At 66.3% G+C, this 13,010-nt stretch carries 16 protein-coding genes; 9 read left to right on the forward strand and 7 right to left on the reverse strand.

All coding sequences use genetic code 11. The annotated features are described in order from the left end of the window. Positions 1 to 4 precede the first annotated feature (4 nt). The 6 genes from VGU00_RS19420 to purE form a co-directional block, all read right to left on the reverse strand. Positions 5 to 1,051 (reverse strand): glycerophosphodiester phosphodiesterase family protein, encoded by a 1,047-nt coding sequence (locus tag VGU00_RS19420; RefSeq protein ID WP_327471493.1) that lies wholly within the window; start codon positions 1,049 to 1,051, stop codon positions 5 to 7. 85 nt (positions 1,052 to 1,136) lie between these two features. Continuing rightward, complete coding sequence (locus tag VGU00_RS19425; protein ID WP_327471495.1) at positions 1,137 to 2,066, reverse strand: bifunctional riboflavin kinase/FAD synthetase; 930 nt, start codon at positions 2,064 to 2,066, stop codon at positions 1,137 to 1,139. Beyond that, positions 2,063 to 3,244 carry a dipeptidase gene (locus VGU00_RS19430; RefSeq protein WP_327471497.1) on the reverse strand — a complete coding sequence of 394 codons (1,182 nt, stop codon included), beginning with the start codon at positions 3,242 to 3,244 and terminating at the stop codon, positions 2,063 to 2,065. The genes VGU00_RS19425 and VGU00_RS19430 overlap by 4 nt, the downstream gene beginning before the upstream one ends. Positions 3,245 to 3,248: 4 nt before the next feature. Continuing rightward, positions 3,249 to 3,740: a dihydrofolate reductase gene (locus VGU00_RS19435; RefSeq protein ID WP_327471499.1), complete on the reverse strand. Its 492-nt coding sequence runs from the start codon at positions 3,738 to 3,740 to the stop codon at positions 3,249 to 3,251. Next, positions 3,737 to 4,810: a 5-(carboxyamino)imidazole ribonucleotide synthase gene (locus VGU00_RS19440; RefSeq protein ID WP_327471501.1), complete on the reverse strand. Its 1,074-nt coding sequence runs from the start codon at positions 4,808 to 4,810 to the stop codon at positions 3,737 to 3,739. Before VGU00_RS19440 ends, VGU00_RS19435 begins: the two co-directional genes overlap by 4 nt. Before the next feature lie 5 nt (positions 4,811 to 4,815). Further along, a complete protein-coding gene (gene purE, locus VGU00_RS19445; protein ID WP_327471774.1) occupies positions 4,816 to 5,313 on the reverse strand; it encodes a 5-(carboxyamino)imidazole ribonucleotide mutase in 498 nt (165 codons plus the stop codon). 187 nt (positions 5,314 to 5,500) lie between these two features. Between purE and VGU00_RS19450 the strand changes: the two genes are divergently transcribed. The 4 genes from VGU00_RS19450 to VGU00_RS19465 all read left to right on the forward strand — a co-directional run bounded on the left by VGU00_RS19450 (position 5,501) and on the right by VGU00_RS19465 (position 7,702). Next, positions 5,501 to 6,145: a GGDEF domain-containing protein gene (locus VGU00_RS19450; protein WP_327471502.1), complete on the forward strand. Its 645-nt coding sequence runs from the start codon at positions 5,501 to 5,503 to the stop codon at positions 6,143 to 6,145. A gap of 49 nt (positions 6,146 to 6,194) precedes the next feature. Next, entirely contained in the window at positions 6,195 to 6,527 is a 333-nt protein-coding gene (locus VGU00_RS19455; RefSeq protein WP_327471504.1) for a hypothetical protein, read from the forward strand. 32 nt (positions 6,528 to 6,559) lie between these two features. Beyond that, a complete protein-coding gene (locus tag VGU00_RS19460) occupies positions 6,560 to 7,126 on the forward strand; it encodes a hypothetical protein (protein ID WP_327471506.1) in 567 nt (188 codons plus the stop codon). 114 nt (positions 7,127 to 7,240) lie between these two features. After that, on the forward strand, positions 7,241 to 7,702 hold the full coding sequence (locus VGU00_RS19465) for a DNA starvation/stationary phase protection protein (protein WP_327471508.1): 462 nt from the start codon (positions 7,241 to 7,243) through the stop codon (positions 7,700 to 7,702). Positions 7,703 to 7,942: 240 nt separating this feature from the next. Here VGU00_RS19465 and VGU00_RS19470 read toward each other — a convergent pair whose 3' ends face one another. After that, the gene (locus VGU00_RS19470) at positions 7,943 to 8,725 is read right to left on the reverse strand and encodes a cold-shock protein (RefSeq protein ID WP_327471510.1); all 783 of its coding nucleotides are present in this window, start codon (positions 8,723 to 8,725) and stop codon (positions 7,943 to 7,945) included. A gap of 263 nt (positions 8,726 to 8,988) precedes the next feature. On the opposite strand from VGU00_RS19470, the gene VGU00_RS19475 reads away from it, so the two are divergent. The 5 genes from VGU00_RS19475 (at position 8,989) to VGU00_RS19495 (ending at position 12,951) form a co-directional block, all read left to right on the forward strand. Next, positions 8,989 to 9,606 carry a ribonuclease D gene (locus VGU00_RS19475; RefSeq protein ID WP_327471512.1) on the forward strand — a complete coding sequence of 206 codons (618 nt, stop codon included), beginning with the start codon at positions 8,989 to 8,991 and terminating at the stop codon, positions 9,604 to 9,606. 17 nt (positions 9,607 to 9,623) lie between these two features. Further along, on the forward strand, positions 9,624 to 10,262 hold the full coding sequence (locus VGU00_RS19480; RefSeq protein WP_327471514.1) for an LPS export ABC transporter periplasmic protein LptC: 639 nt from the start codon (positions 9,624 to 9,626) through the stop codon (positions 10,260 to 10,262). Further along, positions 10,259 to 10,834, forward strand: coding sequence for an LptA/OstA family protein (locus VGU00_RS19485; protein ID WP_327471516.1), 576 nt, complete (start codon positions 10,259 to 10,261; stop codon positions 10,832 to 10,834). Before VGU00_RS19480 ends, VGU00_RS19485 begins: the two co-directional genes overlap by 4 nt. 106 nt (positions 10,835 to 10,940) lie before the next feature. Next, positions 10,941 to 11,090, forward strand: coding sequence for a hypothetical protein (locus tag VGU00_RS19490; protein WP_327471518.1), 150 nt, complete (start codon positions 10,941 to 10,943; stop codon positions 11,088 to 11,090). Positions 11,091 to 11,130: 40 nt separating this feature from the next. Beyond that, a complete protein-coding gene (locus VGU00_RS19495) occupies positions 11,131 to 12,951 on the forward strand; it encodes an ABC transporter ATP-binding protein/permease (protein WP_327471520.1) in 1,821 nt (606 codons plus the stop codon). Positions 12,952 to 13,010 lie beyond the last annotated feature (59 nt).

Genomic DNA, 13,010 nt, shown 5'->3' on the forward strand with positions numbered 1-13,010 from the left:
AAGGCTACTTCTGCCGCGGTCGGAGCGCGGGGCCGACTTCGCGGATATCCTCGACCCAGATATAGCCGTTGAAGCTGGCAGGTACTTTGGCGAGTTGCTGCGGTGTCGTCAGGCCTTCGTTCGACTTGCCGCTTTCATAGGGCCCAAGCACGATGACCCGCGCGCCGACGCTGTCCATGCGCGCGATCAGCCGGTCGGGCCAGCCCCAGAAAGCCCATTGATAGTTGATCGGGATGACGATCACGCCGTTCCGGCAGCTTTCGGGGATGATGCCGGTCCAGCCCCATTTGACATAATCCCTGGTGCAGGCCTTGCCGCCGGTCTTGAGGTCGAACGACCAGTTGGCGGGGAGCAGTTCGCGCATCCGCTTCACGGGGCGTTCGCCGCCGTAAAAGGCATCGCCGAGTTTGGCGCTGTCGCGGCCCGATGCTTTGAGGATCGCGAAAAGCTGGTCGGCCTCGGCGGCGTCGTTCGATTTGAAGTTGAAGAGGATCGGGTGGACGGGAAGCGCGGCGAGACCTTCTTCGACAGTCGGCATCTTGCCCACGCCCTTGCCGCGCAGCGGGAAGCTCTGCCCGCCGTCGGCGGTATAGCCATAGCCGATATCGAGCGCCTTGAGCTCTGCGAGCGTCAGGTCGCGCGTCTCGCCTTTGCCGTTGGTGCGGCAGTCGACGGTCCAGTCGTGGAAGAGGACCATGCGGCCGTCCTTCGTCGGGGCGACGTCGACCTCGACCATGTTCGCGCCGAGCCCGACCGCCCAGCGCATCGATTCGGGGGTATTCTCGAACACCTCATGACTGGGCGGCAGTGCGTGCGCGGCGGTGCAGGTGTCGCGGCCGACCGCGGCGCGCTTGTCGTAGAGATGATAGACGCCGCGATGCGCAATCAGCTTGGGCTTGCCTTCGGGATCGGGGGCGAGGAAGCTGGCGTTCGACAGGGTGAACCAGGCGACGAGCGCGGCGAAGAGCCAGAGGAGGATCTTCGTGCGGCGCTTCATCGGCTTTTTGGGCGGGCCTTCGAGGGCCGATGCCCAGTCGTCGTTGTCGGTCATATGCCCCCCAATTCGTCATGCCGGACTTGATCCGGCATCCATACCCCGCCCTCGTCTGGACCCCGGATCAAGTCCGGGGTGACAATCAAACGTCAGCCAACAGTCGCTTCGCCGCATCGCAATCGGCCGCGATCTGCGCCATCAGCGCGTCCATATCGTCGAACTTCGCCTCGGGCCGGATGAAGGCGTGGAAGGCGACATCGATTTCCTGCCCGTAAAGGTCCTCGGCGAAGTCGAAGAAATGCGGTTCGAGCAATTCCTTCGGCGGATCGAAGCTGGGGCGGATGCCGATGTTCGCCGCGCCCTTGAGCACGCGGCCGTCGGGGAGTTTCCCGGTCACGGCATAGATGCCGTAGCGCGGGCGGAGATATTGGCCCATCTCCAGATTGGCGGTCGGGAAGCCGAGCAGGCGGCCGTTCTTGTCGCCGTGCTGCACGACATTGCGCACGGTGAAAGGGCGGGTGAGGAGGCGCGTCGCGGCGGCGCAGTCGCCGGCCTGCAGCGCTTCGCGGATGCGGCTCGACGAGATCACTTCCGCGCTATCGTCGACGGGGGCGACCATTTCGGTGAAGAAGCCGAGGCGGCGGGCATGATCGGCGAGGGTAACGACGTCGCCGCCGCGGCCCTTGCCGAAGACGAAATCGGCGCCGGTGACGACGCCGGCGGCGCCATAGCGACCGAGCAGCAGTTCGGTGATGAAATCCTCGGCGGTCGTCGCGGCGAGCGCGGCGTCGAAGGGCAGGACGAGCATCGCGTCGGCGCCCGCCGCGGCGAACAATTCCTGCCGCTGGGCGAGCGTGGTCAGGCGGAAGGGCGGGACGTCGGGTTTGAAGAAGCGCACCGGATGCGGGTCGAAGGTCGCGACGATCGCGGGGCGGCCCTCATCTTTCGCATGGCGCACCGCGCGGCCGACCACCGCCTGATGCCCCGCATGGAAACCGTCGAAATTGCCGAGCGCGATCACCCCGCCGCGCAAGTTACCTTCGATGCGTCGATGGCCGTCGAGGCGGATCATGGGGCGGGCGGGGTCAGCGGGACGAGCCCCGCCCGGAGCACGCGGATCGCGTTGCCGCCCATGACGGCGCGGATTTCGTCGTCGCTGAAGCCCGCATCGATCAGCGCCTGCGTTACCTGCACGAGCTTCGAGGTGTCGAAGCGCACCGTGGTGGCGCCGTCATAGTCGCTGCCGAGCGCGACATACTGGATGCCGACGAGGTCGCGGACATGCTTCATCGCCTTCGCGATGCTCGCGGGCGAAGTGTCGCACACCGCGGCGTCCCAATAGCCGATGCCGATGAGGCCGCCGGTCGCGGCGACACCCCGGATCTGTTCGTCGCTGAGGTTGCGGTTGACCTTGCACGTCGCCTGCACGCCGCCGTGGCTGGAGACGACGGGGCGGCGCGCCATTTTGAGGATATCGGCGACGCAGGCGCTGGAGCAATGGGCGATGTCGACGATCATGCCCCTGGCTTCCATGTCGGCGACGACCTGCCGCCCGAGCCGGGTGAGCCCGCCCTTTTTCATCCCGTGCATCGACCCCGCGAGATCATTGTCGAAGAAGTGGGTGAGCCCCGCCATGCGGAAGCCCGCGGCATAGAGCTTGTCGAGATTGGCGAGCTTGCCCTCGAGGACGTGCAGCCCCTCGATGCTGAGCAGTGCGCCGACGGGCGGGACCTTGCTGCGTCGTCCGGCGAGCAATTTGTCGATATCTTCGGGCGCGGCGACGGCGTCCAGCTTGCCCGCCGATGCGGCGACCGCGCGGTGCAGCTTTTCGGCGTGCCAGAGCGAGCGTTCGAGCAGCGAGTTCCACGTGCGGATCGGCTGGAGCTGCGCAATCACGAGGCTGGTGATATTGTCGGTGTCGCCGCTGTTGGCGTCGTAATTCTGCCCCTTGGGCGACTTGGTCGTGCTCGCGAGGATCTGCAGCGCGACATGGCCCTCCTCGAGCCGCGGCAGGTCCATATGGCCGCGGTCGGCGCGATCGAGGAAGTCGCGGCTCCAGAGCAGGCTGTCGCTGTGCAGGTCGACGATCGTCAGCGTCTTGTGCAGCGCCTCTGCACGCGCGCCGATCGCGGGGAGCGGCTTGCCGTCGATCTTGTTGAGATCCTTTTCGATCATGCCGGGCGCGAGCGTGAAAAAGGCGGCCGCGGCGAGCGCGATCAGGATGAGGATGCTCAGGATCCAGCGGCGCATCGGCCTATTTCCTTGTCAGCGTGACGAAGCTGTAGGCGGGGCGGCCGGCGTCGTCGGCGGGATGATCCTCGCGCAGGATCTCGTGCCACTCGGCGGCGGCGGGATAGTCGATGAGTGCGTCGCCCTTTGGTTCGAGCGCGACTTCGGTGAGCTCGATCCGGTCGGCGAGCGGCAGGAAGAGGCGATAGATTTCGGCGCCGCCGATCACCATGACATGCGGTGCATTGGCGAGCCGCAGCGCTTCCTCGATCGTGCCGACCGGCTCGGCGCCTTCGTCCTGCCAGTCGGGATCGCGCGTGATGACGATATGGCGACGGCCTTCGAGCACCGCAGGCAGGCTGTCGAAGGTCTTGCGCCCCATGATCATCGGGCGGCCCATGGTGAGCTGCTTGAAACGGCGGAGGTCGGCGGGCAGGTGCCACGCCATCTTGCCGTTCGCCCCGATCACGCCATTGGCTGCACGGGCAAGGATCAGCGTAATCTCGGGTCGATTCATGCGGGAGAGGCTCCAACCCATGTGGCGTGGCCGAGTTTGCGCCCCTCGCGCACCTCGGTCTTGCTGTAATGATGGACGTGGCAGTTTTCGTCGGCGAGCAGCGCGGGGATGTCCGCGATGTCGGCGCCGATCAGGTTGCGCATCGTGACGGGCAAGGCGCGCGTCGCGGTGCTGCCGAGCGGCAGGCCCGCGACGGCGCGGATATGATTTTCGAACTGGCTTTGGGCCGCGCCCTCGATCGTCCAGTGGCCGCTGTTGTGGACGCGCGGCGCCATCTCGTTGAACACCGGGCCGGCTTCGGTGGCGAAAAATTCGCCGGTGAGCACGCCGACATAGTCGAGCTCGGCGGCGATGCGCGTCATCAGTTCGCGCGCTTCGGCCTGTTGGTCGGCGACGATCTGCGGCGGCGGCAGGCTGGAGGTGGCAAGGATCCCGCCTTCATGGACGTTGACCGACGAATCCCAGAAACGGACTTCGCCGTCGATCCCGCGCACGAGGATCACCGAAAATTCATGTTCGAAGGTGACGAAACCCTCGAGAACCGCGGCATGGCGGTCGATCCCGTCCCATGCGGCGTCGGCGTCGGCGGGCGTCATGATGCGCGCCTGCCCCTTGCCGTCATAGCCCATGCGCACCGTCTTGAGGATCGCGGGCGCGCCGATGTCGGCCAGCGCGGTATCGAGCGCGGCGCGGTCGGGCGCCGCGGCGAAAGGGGCGGGGCGTCCGCCGAGGCCGGCGACGAAATTCTTTTCCTCGAGCCGGTCCTGCGCGATCTTCAGCCCCGCGACGCCGGGGCGGACCGCGACATGGCCCGACAGGAAGCGCACCGTGTCGACCGGCACATTTTCGAATTCATAGGTGACGACGTCGCACGCCGCGGCAAAGGCGGCGAGGCGCGGTTCGTCGTCCCATGCCGCCTGGCTGTGGTGCGCGGTGACTTCGGCCGCGACGCTTTCGGCGTCGGGGGCATAGATGTGGACCTTGTAGCCGAGCTGTGCGGCCGCGACCGCGAGCATCCGGCCGAGCTGGCCGCCGCCGAGAATGCCGATCGTCGAACCCGGTGCCAGCAAGGCGGTCAGCCCTCGCGCACGGGGGTGGGGGCGACGCTATTCGTTTGCGCCTCGCGCCACGCATCGAGTTTTTGTGCCAGATCGGCATCATTATTCGCGAGCAGCGCCGCGGCGAAGAGGCCGGCGTTCGTCGCGCCCGCCTTGCCGATCGCAAAGGTCGCGACGGGAACGCCGCCGGGCATCTGGACGATCGAATAGAGGCTGTCGACGCCGCTCAGCGCCGCCGACTGGACGGGCACGCCAAGCACCGGAACGCGCGTCATCGATGCGACCATGCCGGGCAAATGCGCGGCGCCGCCGGCACCCGCGATGATCGCTTTCAGCCCGCGATCGGCCGCGCTTTTGGCATAGCCGACAAGGCGGTCGGGGGTGCGATGCGCCGAGACGATCTGCACTTCGTGCGCGATGCCGAATTCTTCGAGGATCTGGACCGCGTGCACCATCGTCGGCCAGTCCGACTGGCTGCCCATGATCACACCGACTTGCGGCGCACTGTCGCCCATCACCCATCCCTCCTGCGGGCGGCAATGAATCGCCGCCGCCTTTCCCCTAGCGACTGTGTTCCCTGCGGGCAACGGCGCCAATTATGCGGTTCGCGTTTACCGATTGGTATCAAGTCGCGGCTAGGGTCGCCCGACAATATCCACCGGCATGGGGCCGGGGACCATGGGTTCGCTTCGGGGACGTTGAATGGACAGCGTAGGGGGGGCACGGATCGCGGTCGACCAGTTCGGCACCGTTTCCGTTGACTCCATCGAGGACCAGCTGCGCGAGATACGCCGGGAACGCGACGCCTTGCGCCGCGAAAACCGCGTATTGAAGATCGCCGTCGCCGAGCTCGAGCGCGTGTCCGAACGCGACACGCTGACCCCGCTGTTCAACCGGCGTTATTTCCTGACCGCGATCCATCACCGGATGGCGCGGTTCGAGCGCCATGCCGAGCGCGCCGCCGTCGTCTTCATCGACGTGAACCAGCTCAAATATATCAACGACAATTTCGGCCATGCCGCGGGCGACTTCGCGCTGATGGAAATCGCCAAGCGGCTCGCCGCGTCGATCCGCGCGACCGATGTCGCGGCGCGCATCGGCGGCGACGAATTCGGCCTGATCCTCGACCAGTCGAACGAAGCCGGCGCGCGGGCGCAGGTCGACCGATTGTGCGAGGTGCTTGCCGCCGCGCCCGCCGAATATGACGGGCACGAGATTGCGCTGTCGGCCTGTTTCGGCATCGCGATGCTGCAGACCGGGATGACCGAATCGGACATATTGGCGGCCGCCGATCGCGACATGTATCGCAGCAAGCAGGGCCTGGGCGGCCTGCCGGGCCACCGCTAACCGCCCGTTAACCATAAAGGCGCATCGTCACCGTCAGGACAGGGGGTGGATGATGCAAACCCAAACCGAACATTATCAGGAAATCCAGAGCCGGATCATCGGGCAGGTTGGCGCGCTGGCCGAAGCCCTGCCGCATTGCGCGCTCGCACAGATCGTGCAGGGGATCGACGATATCCGCTGCCTTGCGCGCGACAATGGCTTTGCCGCGGTCGAGACATTGGCGAGCCATCTGGAATCGGCGGTTGCCGGGGGCGGCTATCGCGCTGCGATCCTGACCTATCTCGACGCGATGAGCGATGCCGCAGGCGCGCCGCAAGGGGCGTTGCCCGCCGCGATGCAGGAAGCCTGGCTGGCGTCGGTCGCCGTGCGGCTCGGCCATTGACGCCCGCCGCCTGACCCTTCAAATCCGACGTCATGGATGCAATCATGCTTGCGCTGGTGGCGGTGCTGCTCGCCAATGCCGACGGGCGCAGCGGGATTTTCCTGTCGCGGCTGCTGAGTGTGCGCAGCGACCGTCGGGTGACCGTCGGGATCGCCTTTGGCGCCTTCATCCTCAACGCGCTGGTCGCGGCGATTGCGGGTGCGATCGCCAATCGCATGATCGGGCAGGGGGTGGCGGCGCTGCTTGTCGCGCTCGCGATGCTGTCGGCGGCGGCGGCGCTGCTGTGGCGCGGCAAGCCCGATACCGGCGCGGCAGCCGGCGATATGTCGCCCGTCCTGCTGGCGGGGCAGATGTTGGCGCGCCAGTTCGGCGACCGCAGCCATTTCCTGATCGGCGCGCTCGCCGCGACGAGCGGCGCGGGGCAATGGGCGGCCGCGGGCGGGCTGGTCGGCTGGACGCTGGCGATGCTGCCCTTTCTGGCCTTTGGGCCGGCGCTTTCCGAAGGGCGCGCGGCGCGCGTCCTGCGCTGGCTGAGCGCGCTGATCCTGACGCTATGGGGCCTCCGCACCGGGCTCGGCGCGTTTGGTTTGATCGGTTGAATCGCCTTTTGGATTGCGTTTCATCGTTTTTGTCGATGAAACTCACCCAAAGCTTCAATGGGAAAATATCGTGTCGGCGCGCTACATGATCGGGGCAACAGAAAGGATGCTCTCATGTCCGACAAGAACAACAATGCCCCCGCCGTCGCCGATGCGCTGAACGCGCTGCTCGCCGACAGCTTTGCGCTCTATCTCAAGACCAAAAATTATCACTGGCACGTTCAGGGCCCGCGGTTTCGCGAGCTGCACCTGCTGTTCGACGAGCAGGCGGCGCAGATTTTCGCGACGACCGACCTGATCGCCGAGCGCGTGCGCAAGAATGGCGCGCCGACGCTGCGTTCGATCGGCGATGTCAGCCGCCGCGCGTCGATCCGCGACGATGATGCCGCGGGCGTCGATGCCGAAGCGATGATCCGCAACCTCGCGGGCGACAACAAGACTTTGCTCGGCCAGCTCAAAGAGGTGAAGGCCGCCGCCGAAGCCGATGGCGATATCGCGACGAGCGGGCTGGTCGACGGTTGGGCCGATGAAACGCAGCAGCGTATCTGGTTCCTCGAAGCGACGCTGGGTTATTGAGCCGGCGGTTCGCTCCGGCCCCTTGCACGGTTTCGGGGTTGGGAGCGGCCCCCGGTGAACCCCGGCGAAAGCCGGGGCCCGGGGCTGCAACCGATTAGGTTCATGCCGGAATTCTGGGCCCCGGCTTTCGCCGGGGTGCACAATCTCTATCGGTCGTTTCGGCTCGGTTGGCGATTCTTCATTCGAAACAAAAAAAGGGCGGCCCGAGAGCCGCCCTTTTCTATATCGTGGATCCGCCGATCAGTCCTGATGCGGCTGGATGTTCACGGCCGCGAACTTGCCGCGGTCGTCGACTTCGATGTCGAATGCGACGCGGTCGCCTTCGTCGAGGCCCGCCATGCCGGCGCGCTGCACCGCGCTGATGTGAACGAAGGCATCGGCCTGTCCGTCATCACGCGCGATAAAGCCGAAGCCCTTCGTCGTGTTGAAGAATTTGACGGTGCCCGAGGTGCGTTCACCGGTCAGCTGGCGACGGCCACGCGCGCCGCCGGGGGCGCCGCCGCGATCGTCACGCTGGCGCGGGGCGAATTCTTCGACCGGCATCGGTTCGCCCTCGATCTTCAGATCGATCGCCGAGACCTTGCCATTGCGTTCGACGAGCGTGAAGCCGAGCGGCTGGCCCGAAGCGAGGCCCTGAAGGCCCGCCTGCTCGACCGCGCTGATGTGCACGAATACGTCTTCGCCGCCGTCGTCGCGGGCAACGAAGCCGAAGCCCTTCGACGCGTTGAAGAATTTCACCGTGCCCTGACCCTCGCCAACAACCTGTGCCGGCATGCCGCCGCCACGTCCGCCGCCGAAGCCTCCACGGTCGCCGCCGCCGCCGCCGAAGCCGCCGCGATCGCCGCCGCCGAAGCCACCGCGGTCCCCACCGCCGAAGCCGCCGCGATCGCGGTCGCCGAAGCCGCCGCGTCCGCCGCCGTAGCTGTCGCCACCGTAGGGAGCCGGTTCAAAGCTGTCGAAATTGCCGAAATCGTCGCGCTTACCGCGCCCCCGCTGGCCGCGGCGATCCTTGTTGAAACTCATTGTCTAATAGTCGCTTTCGGTTCGTCCATCACCCATTCGACCGGCGCCTTGCGCCGGACGGGGACGCAGTTCACCATGGGCACAGACTCGCCCCGTGCCGCTAACGGCGTAATATATAGCCTATATGGACGCGCTCTGCGAACAGAAAATTCAACGTCGCGAAGCCGAATAACATGCGCTTTGCCGCAGGCGCGCGGCGGGCAGGCGACCGGCACCAAAACCAGTCATTGAGCGGCACGGCGGCTTGGCCTAAGGCGAAGCGCATGACTGTCCATTTCCACGAAGAAGATTTGCCCGAAGGCGTGCTGCGCCCGGGTGCGGTTGCCATCGACACCGAGACCATGGGATTGAACCCGCTGCGCGACCGGCTGTGCCTCGTGCAGATCAGCGACGGGTCGGGCGACGAGCATCTCGTCCGCTTCAAACCGGGCAGCGCTTATGATGCCCCGGTGCTGAAGGCGATCCTGACCGACCCCGCCCGATTGAAGCTGTTCCATTTTGCGCGGTTCGACATCGCGGCGCTGCAGCAGGCGCTCGGCGTCGTCACCGCGCCCGTCTATTGCACCAAGATCGCCTCGAAGCTGATCCGGACCTATACCGACCGCCACGGCCTCAAGGAGCTGGTGCGCGAACTGCTGGGCCAGGAAGTGTCGAAGCAGCAGCAGTCGAGCGACTGGGGCGCCGCCGATCTGACCGATGCGCAGCGCGACTATGCGGCGAGCGATGTGCGCTTCCTGCATGCGATGAAGGAGATTCTCGACATGCGGCTGGCGCGCGAGGGGCGCACGGCGCTTGCGCAGGCCTGTTTCGATTTCCTGCCGACGCGCGCCGCGCTCGATCTTGCCGGCTGGCCCGAAACCGATATTTTCGCGCATAGCTGAGGCCGCGAGAGGGAACGATGTCCGAACGCGCCGATCTTGACCGCACGATGCGCCGCATGTGGGCGGCCAGCGGGTCGAGCCACGACAAGGTCGTGCGCATCCTGCGCTTCGGCCTGCCGCTGGTGATCGGCGTCGTTGCCGCGGTGCTCGTCTTCTCGCCCTTCACCCAGCGCGCCGAAATCAGCTTCCTGCTCGCCAAGGACAAGGTCGACATGGCGAGCGAACGGATGAAGGTCACCCGCGCCGAATATCGCGGCCAGGACGCGAAGGGCCAGCCCTTTGCCCTGCTCGCGGGCAGCGCGGTACAGAAAAGTTCGGCCGAGCCGGTCGTGCGGATGACCGACCTGTCGGGGGCGATTCGCCTCGACGACGGGCCAGCGACGATCGTCGCGCGCGACAGCGCCTATAATATGGATACCGAAAAGGTCGCGGTGCCGGGACTGGTGCAGGTCAAGAGCGCGGGCGGATACCGGATCGATGCAAGCAATGTCGCGGTCGATCTGAAAACGCGGACGTTGCTCGGCACTGGCGGCGTGGACGGCGCGCTCAACATCGGCCCCTTCTCGGCCAACCGCCTGTCCGCCGACCTCGACAAGCGGATCGTACGCCTCGAAGGCAATGCGCGGCTCAGGATCAATCAGGGAGTGCTCAAATGAACCGGCTCTGGACCATGAAGAGCATGGCGCTCGCGGGGGCAGGTTTTGCCCTGACCAGCCTTGCCATCCTGTCGTCGGGCGGCGGCGACCGCGCGCAGGCGCAGGCGCTCGCGAACCACAACAGCAACGCCCCGGTCGATTTCGCCGCGAACAGCATCGAAGTGCAGGACCGCGCCGACCGCGTCGTCATTTCGGGCAATGTCCGCGTGACACAGGCGGGCATGACGCTGACCGCGGCGCGGATGACCGTCGCCTATACGCGCTCGGGCGGCACCGACGTCAACCGGCTCGACGCCACGGGCGGGGTCGTGGTGACGAAGGGCGACGAACGTGCATCGGGCAATGTCGCCATCTATGACCTCGACCGGCGCCTGATCACGATGGTCGGCAATGTCGAGCTGCGCCAGCGCGGCAACCAGCTGCGCGGCGGGCGCATGGTGATCGACCTCAACAGCGGCCGCGCGACGGTCGACGGGCGCGGCGCGGCGCGCGGACCCGACGGCAATCCGGTACAGGGCGGCACCGGCGGGCGCGTGACGGGCACCTTCACGGTACCGGAAAGAAAGCAGTAACCAGCCCGCTTTACCGGACTGCAACCATGCGCCTGCACCAAGGTGCGCGGGACCAGATCCACTTGCGGTGCCGGGGGGCGACGCTGCACATAGAAAGCGAGCCCCCATGCGCTTTTCGCCTATCGTCCCGCCCCGGCGCCCCTTGTTCGGCCGTCGTCAGGAACCGCCCGCGGCGATCGTGCCGACCCCGACATCCGAGGAACGGCGGCTGATCGATCGCATCATCGCCCGCGCAGGATATCGCGAATCGCGCTAACCGTTGGCGGAACGGCATCGGCGCCCTACATGGGGCCTCCATGCCGCCCGACACCTCCACCTCTGCCGATGCCAGCCGCGAACCGCCCGTCCTTGCGACGCTGAAGCGGTTCCTTCCCTATTTGTGGCCCGCCGGGCAGGGCGAGGCGAAGCTGCGCATCGTTCTCGCGGGGCTGATCGTGCTCGCGTCGAAGGGCGTGCAGCTTTCGATGGGCTTTCTCTATGGCGCCGCGATCGACAAGATGGTGCCGGGAATGGAGGAGGGCGCGGCGCTCGCGATCGGGCTGGTGCTCGCCTATGCCGGCGCGCGCTTTGCCGGGGTCCTGTTCGACAACCTCCGCAACGTCGTGTTCGAACGCGTCGGGCAGGATGCGACACGCGAACTCGCGATTACGACCTTTAGCCATCTGCACGCGCTGAGCCTGCGTTTCCACCTCGCGCGGCGGACGGGCGAGGTCACGAAGGTGATCGAGCGCGGCACCAAGAGCATCGACACGATGCTCTATTTCCTGCTGTTCAATATCGCGCCGACGGTGATCGAGCTTGCGGCGGTGCTGATCATCTTCTGGACCAAGTTCAGCTTCGGCCTTGCCAGCGCCACCGCGCTGATGGTTGTCGTCTATATCATCTTCACGCGCAAGGTGACCGACTGGCGCAACGCGCTGCGCACGCGGATGAACGACCTCGACACACTGACGATCGGGCGCAGCGTCGACAGCCTGCTCAATTACGAGACGGTCAAATATTTCGGCGCCGAAGAGCGCGAGGAAGCGCGGTACCGCGATGTCGCCGACCAATATGCGCGCGCCGCGGTGAAGAGCGAAAACAGCCTTGCCTGGCTCAACATCGGGCAGAGCCTGATCACCAACGCCGCGCTTGCCGGCGCGATGGCCTATACGGTGTGGGGCTGGTCTGTCGGCGAATATAAGGTCGGCGACGTGGTGCTGGTGAACACCTTGCTCGCGCAGTTGTTCCGCCCGCTCGACATGCTCGGCATGGTCTATCGCGTGATCCGGCAGGGGCTGATCGACATGGAGGCGATGTTCCGCCTGATCGACACCCCGTCCGAGATCGCCGATGCCCCGGACGCCTGGCCGCTCGTCGTGAATGGCGGCGCGGTGACGTTCGACAATGTCGTGTTCGGATATGAGCCCGACCGCACGATCCTGAACGGCGTGAGCTTTGCGGTCGGCGCGGGCGAGACGCTGGCGATCGTCGGGCCGTCGGGCGCGGGCAAGTCGACGATCGCGCGGCTGCTCTTCCGCTTCTACGATCCGCAGGGCGGGCGCATCATGATCGACGATCAGGATATCGCGAAGGTCACGCAAAAAAGCCTGCGCGCCGAAATCGGCATCGTCCCGCAGGACACGGTGCTGTTCAACGACAGCATCGGTTACAACATCGCCTATGGCCGCGAGGGGGCGAGCGCCGAAGCCATTGCGGAAGCGGCTGAGGGCGCGGCGATCGACGGTTTCATTGCGCTGTTGCCGCAGGGCTATGAGACCGAGGTCGGCGAGCGTGGGCTGAAGCTTTCGGGCGGCGAGAAGCAGCGCGTCGCGATCGCGCGCACGCTGCTCAAGAACCCGCCGCTGCTGATCCTCGACGAAGCGACGAGTGCGCTCGACAGCCGCACCGAGGCGGCGATTCAGGATACGCTCGAGCGCATCGCGGCGCGGCGCACGACCCTGGTGATCGCACACCGCTTGTCGACGGTGACGAATGCCGACCGGATCATCGTGCTCGAGAAGGGCCGCGTTGCCGAGACGGGGACGCACGACCAGCTTCTCGCGATGCGCGGGCTCTATGCCGACATGTGGGCGCGCCAGCAGGCCGAGCGCGACGAGGGCACCGTCGAGGCCTGAGCATCGCGGAATCCCGGCGTTTACAATTTTGTAAGTGATTTCCACCAATTGGGCCTTTG

Source organism: Sphingopyxis sp. (assembly GCF_035944815.1).
Lineage (GTDB): Bacteria > Pseudomonadota > Alphaproteobacteria > Sphingomonadales > Sphingomonadaceae > Sphingopyxis.

Bases quoted from the DNA above. Each gene is read 5' to 3' on its own strand.
- VGU00_RS19420 (WP_327471493.1), bottom strand. From the start codon at position 1,051: ATGACCGACAACGACGACTGGGCATCGGCCCTCGAAGGCCCGCCCAAA.
- VGU00_RS19425 (WP_327471495.1), bottom strand. From the start codon at position 2,066: ATGATCCGCCTCGACGGCCATCGACGCATCGAAGGTAACTTGCGCGGC.
- VGU00_RS19430 (WP_327471497.1), bottom strand. From the start codon at position 3,244: ATGCGCCGCTGGATCCTGAGCATCCTCATCCTGATCGCGCTCGCCGCG.
- VGU00_RS19435 (WP_327471499.1), bottom strand. From the start codon at position 3,740: ATGAATCGACCCGAGATTACGCTGATCCTTGCCCGTGCAGCCAATGGC.
- purE (WP_327471774.1), bottom strand. From the start codon at position 5,313: ATGGGCGACAGTGCGCCGCAAGTCGGTGTGATCATGGGCAGCCAGTCG.
- VGU00_RS19450 (WP_327471502.1), top strand. From the start codon at position 5,501: ATGGACAGCGTAGGGGGGGCACGGATCGCGGTCGACCAGTTCGGCACC.
- VGU00_RS19455 (WP_327471504.1), top strand. From the start codon at position 6,195: ATGATGCAAACCCAAACCGAACATTATCAGGAAATCCAGAGCCGGATC.
- VGU00_RS19460 (WP_327471506.1), top strand. From the start codon at position 6,560: ATGGATGCAATCATGCTTGCGCTGGTGGCGGTGCTGCTCGCCAATGCC.
- VGU00_RS19465 (WP_327471508.1), top strand. From the start codon at position 7,241: ATGTCCGACAAGAACAACAATGCCCCCGCCGTCGCCGATGCGCTGAAC.
- VGU00_RS19470 (WP_327471510.1), bottom strand. From the start codon at position 8,725: ATGAGTTTCAACAAGGATCGCCGCGGCCAGCGGGGGCGCGGTAAGCGC.
- VGU00_RS19475 (WP_327471512.1), top strand. From the start codon at position 8,989: ATGACTGTCCATTTCCACGAAGAAGATTTGCCCGAAGGCGTGCTGCGC.
- VGU00_RS19480 (WP_327471514.1), top strand. From the start codon at position 9,624: ATGTCCGAACGCGCCGATCTTGACCGCACGATGCGCCGCATGTGGGCG.
- VGU00_RS19485 (WP_327471516.1), top strand. From the start codon at position 10,259: ATGAACCGGCTCTGGACCATGAAGAGCATGGCGCTCGCGGGGGCAGGT.
- VGU00_RS19490 (WP_327471518.1), top strand. From the start codon at position 10,941: ATGCGCTTTTCGCCTATCGTCCCGCCCCGGCGCCCCTTGTTCGGCCGT.
- VGU00_RS19495 (WP_327471520.1), top strand. From the start codon at position 11,131: ATGCCGCCCGACACCTCCACCTCTGCCGATGCCAGCCGCGAACCGCCC.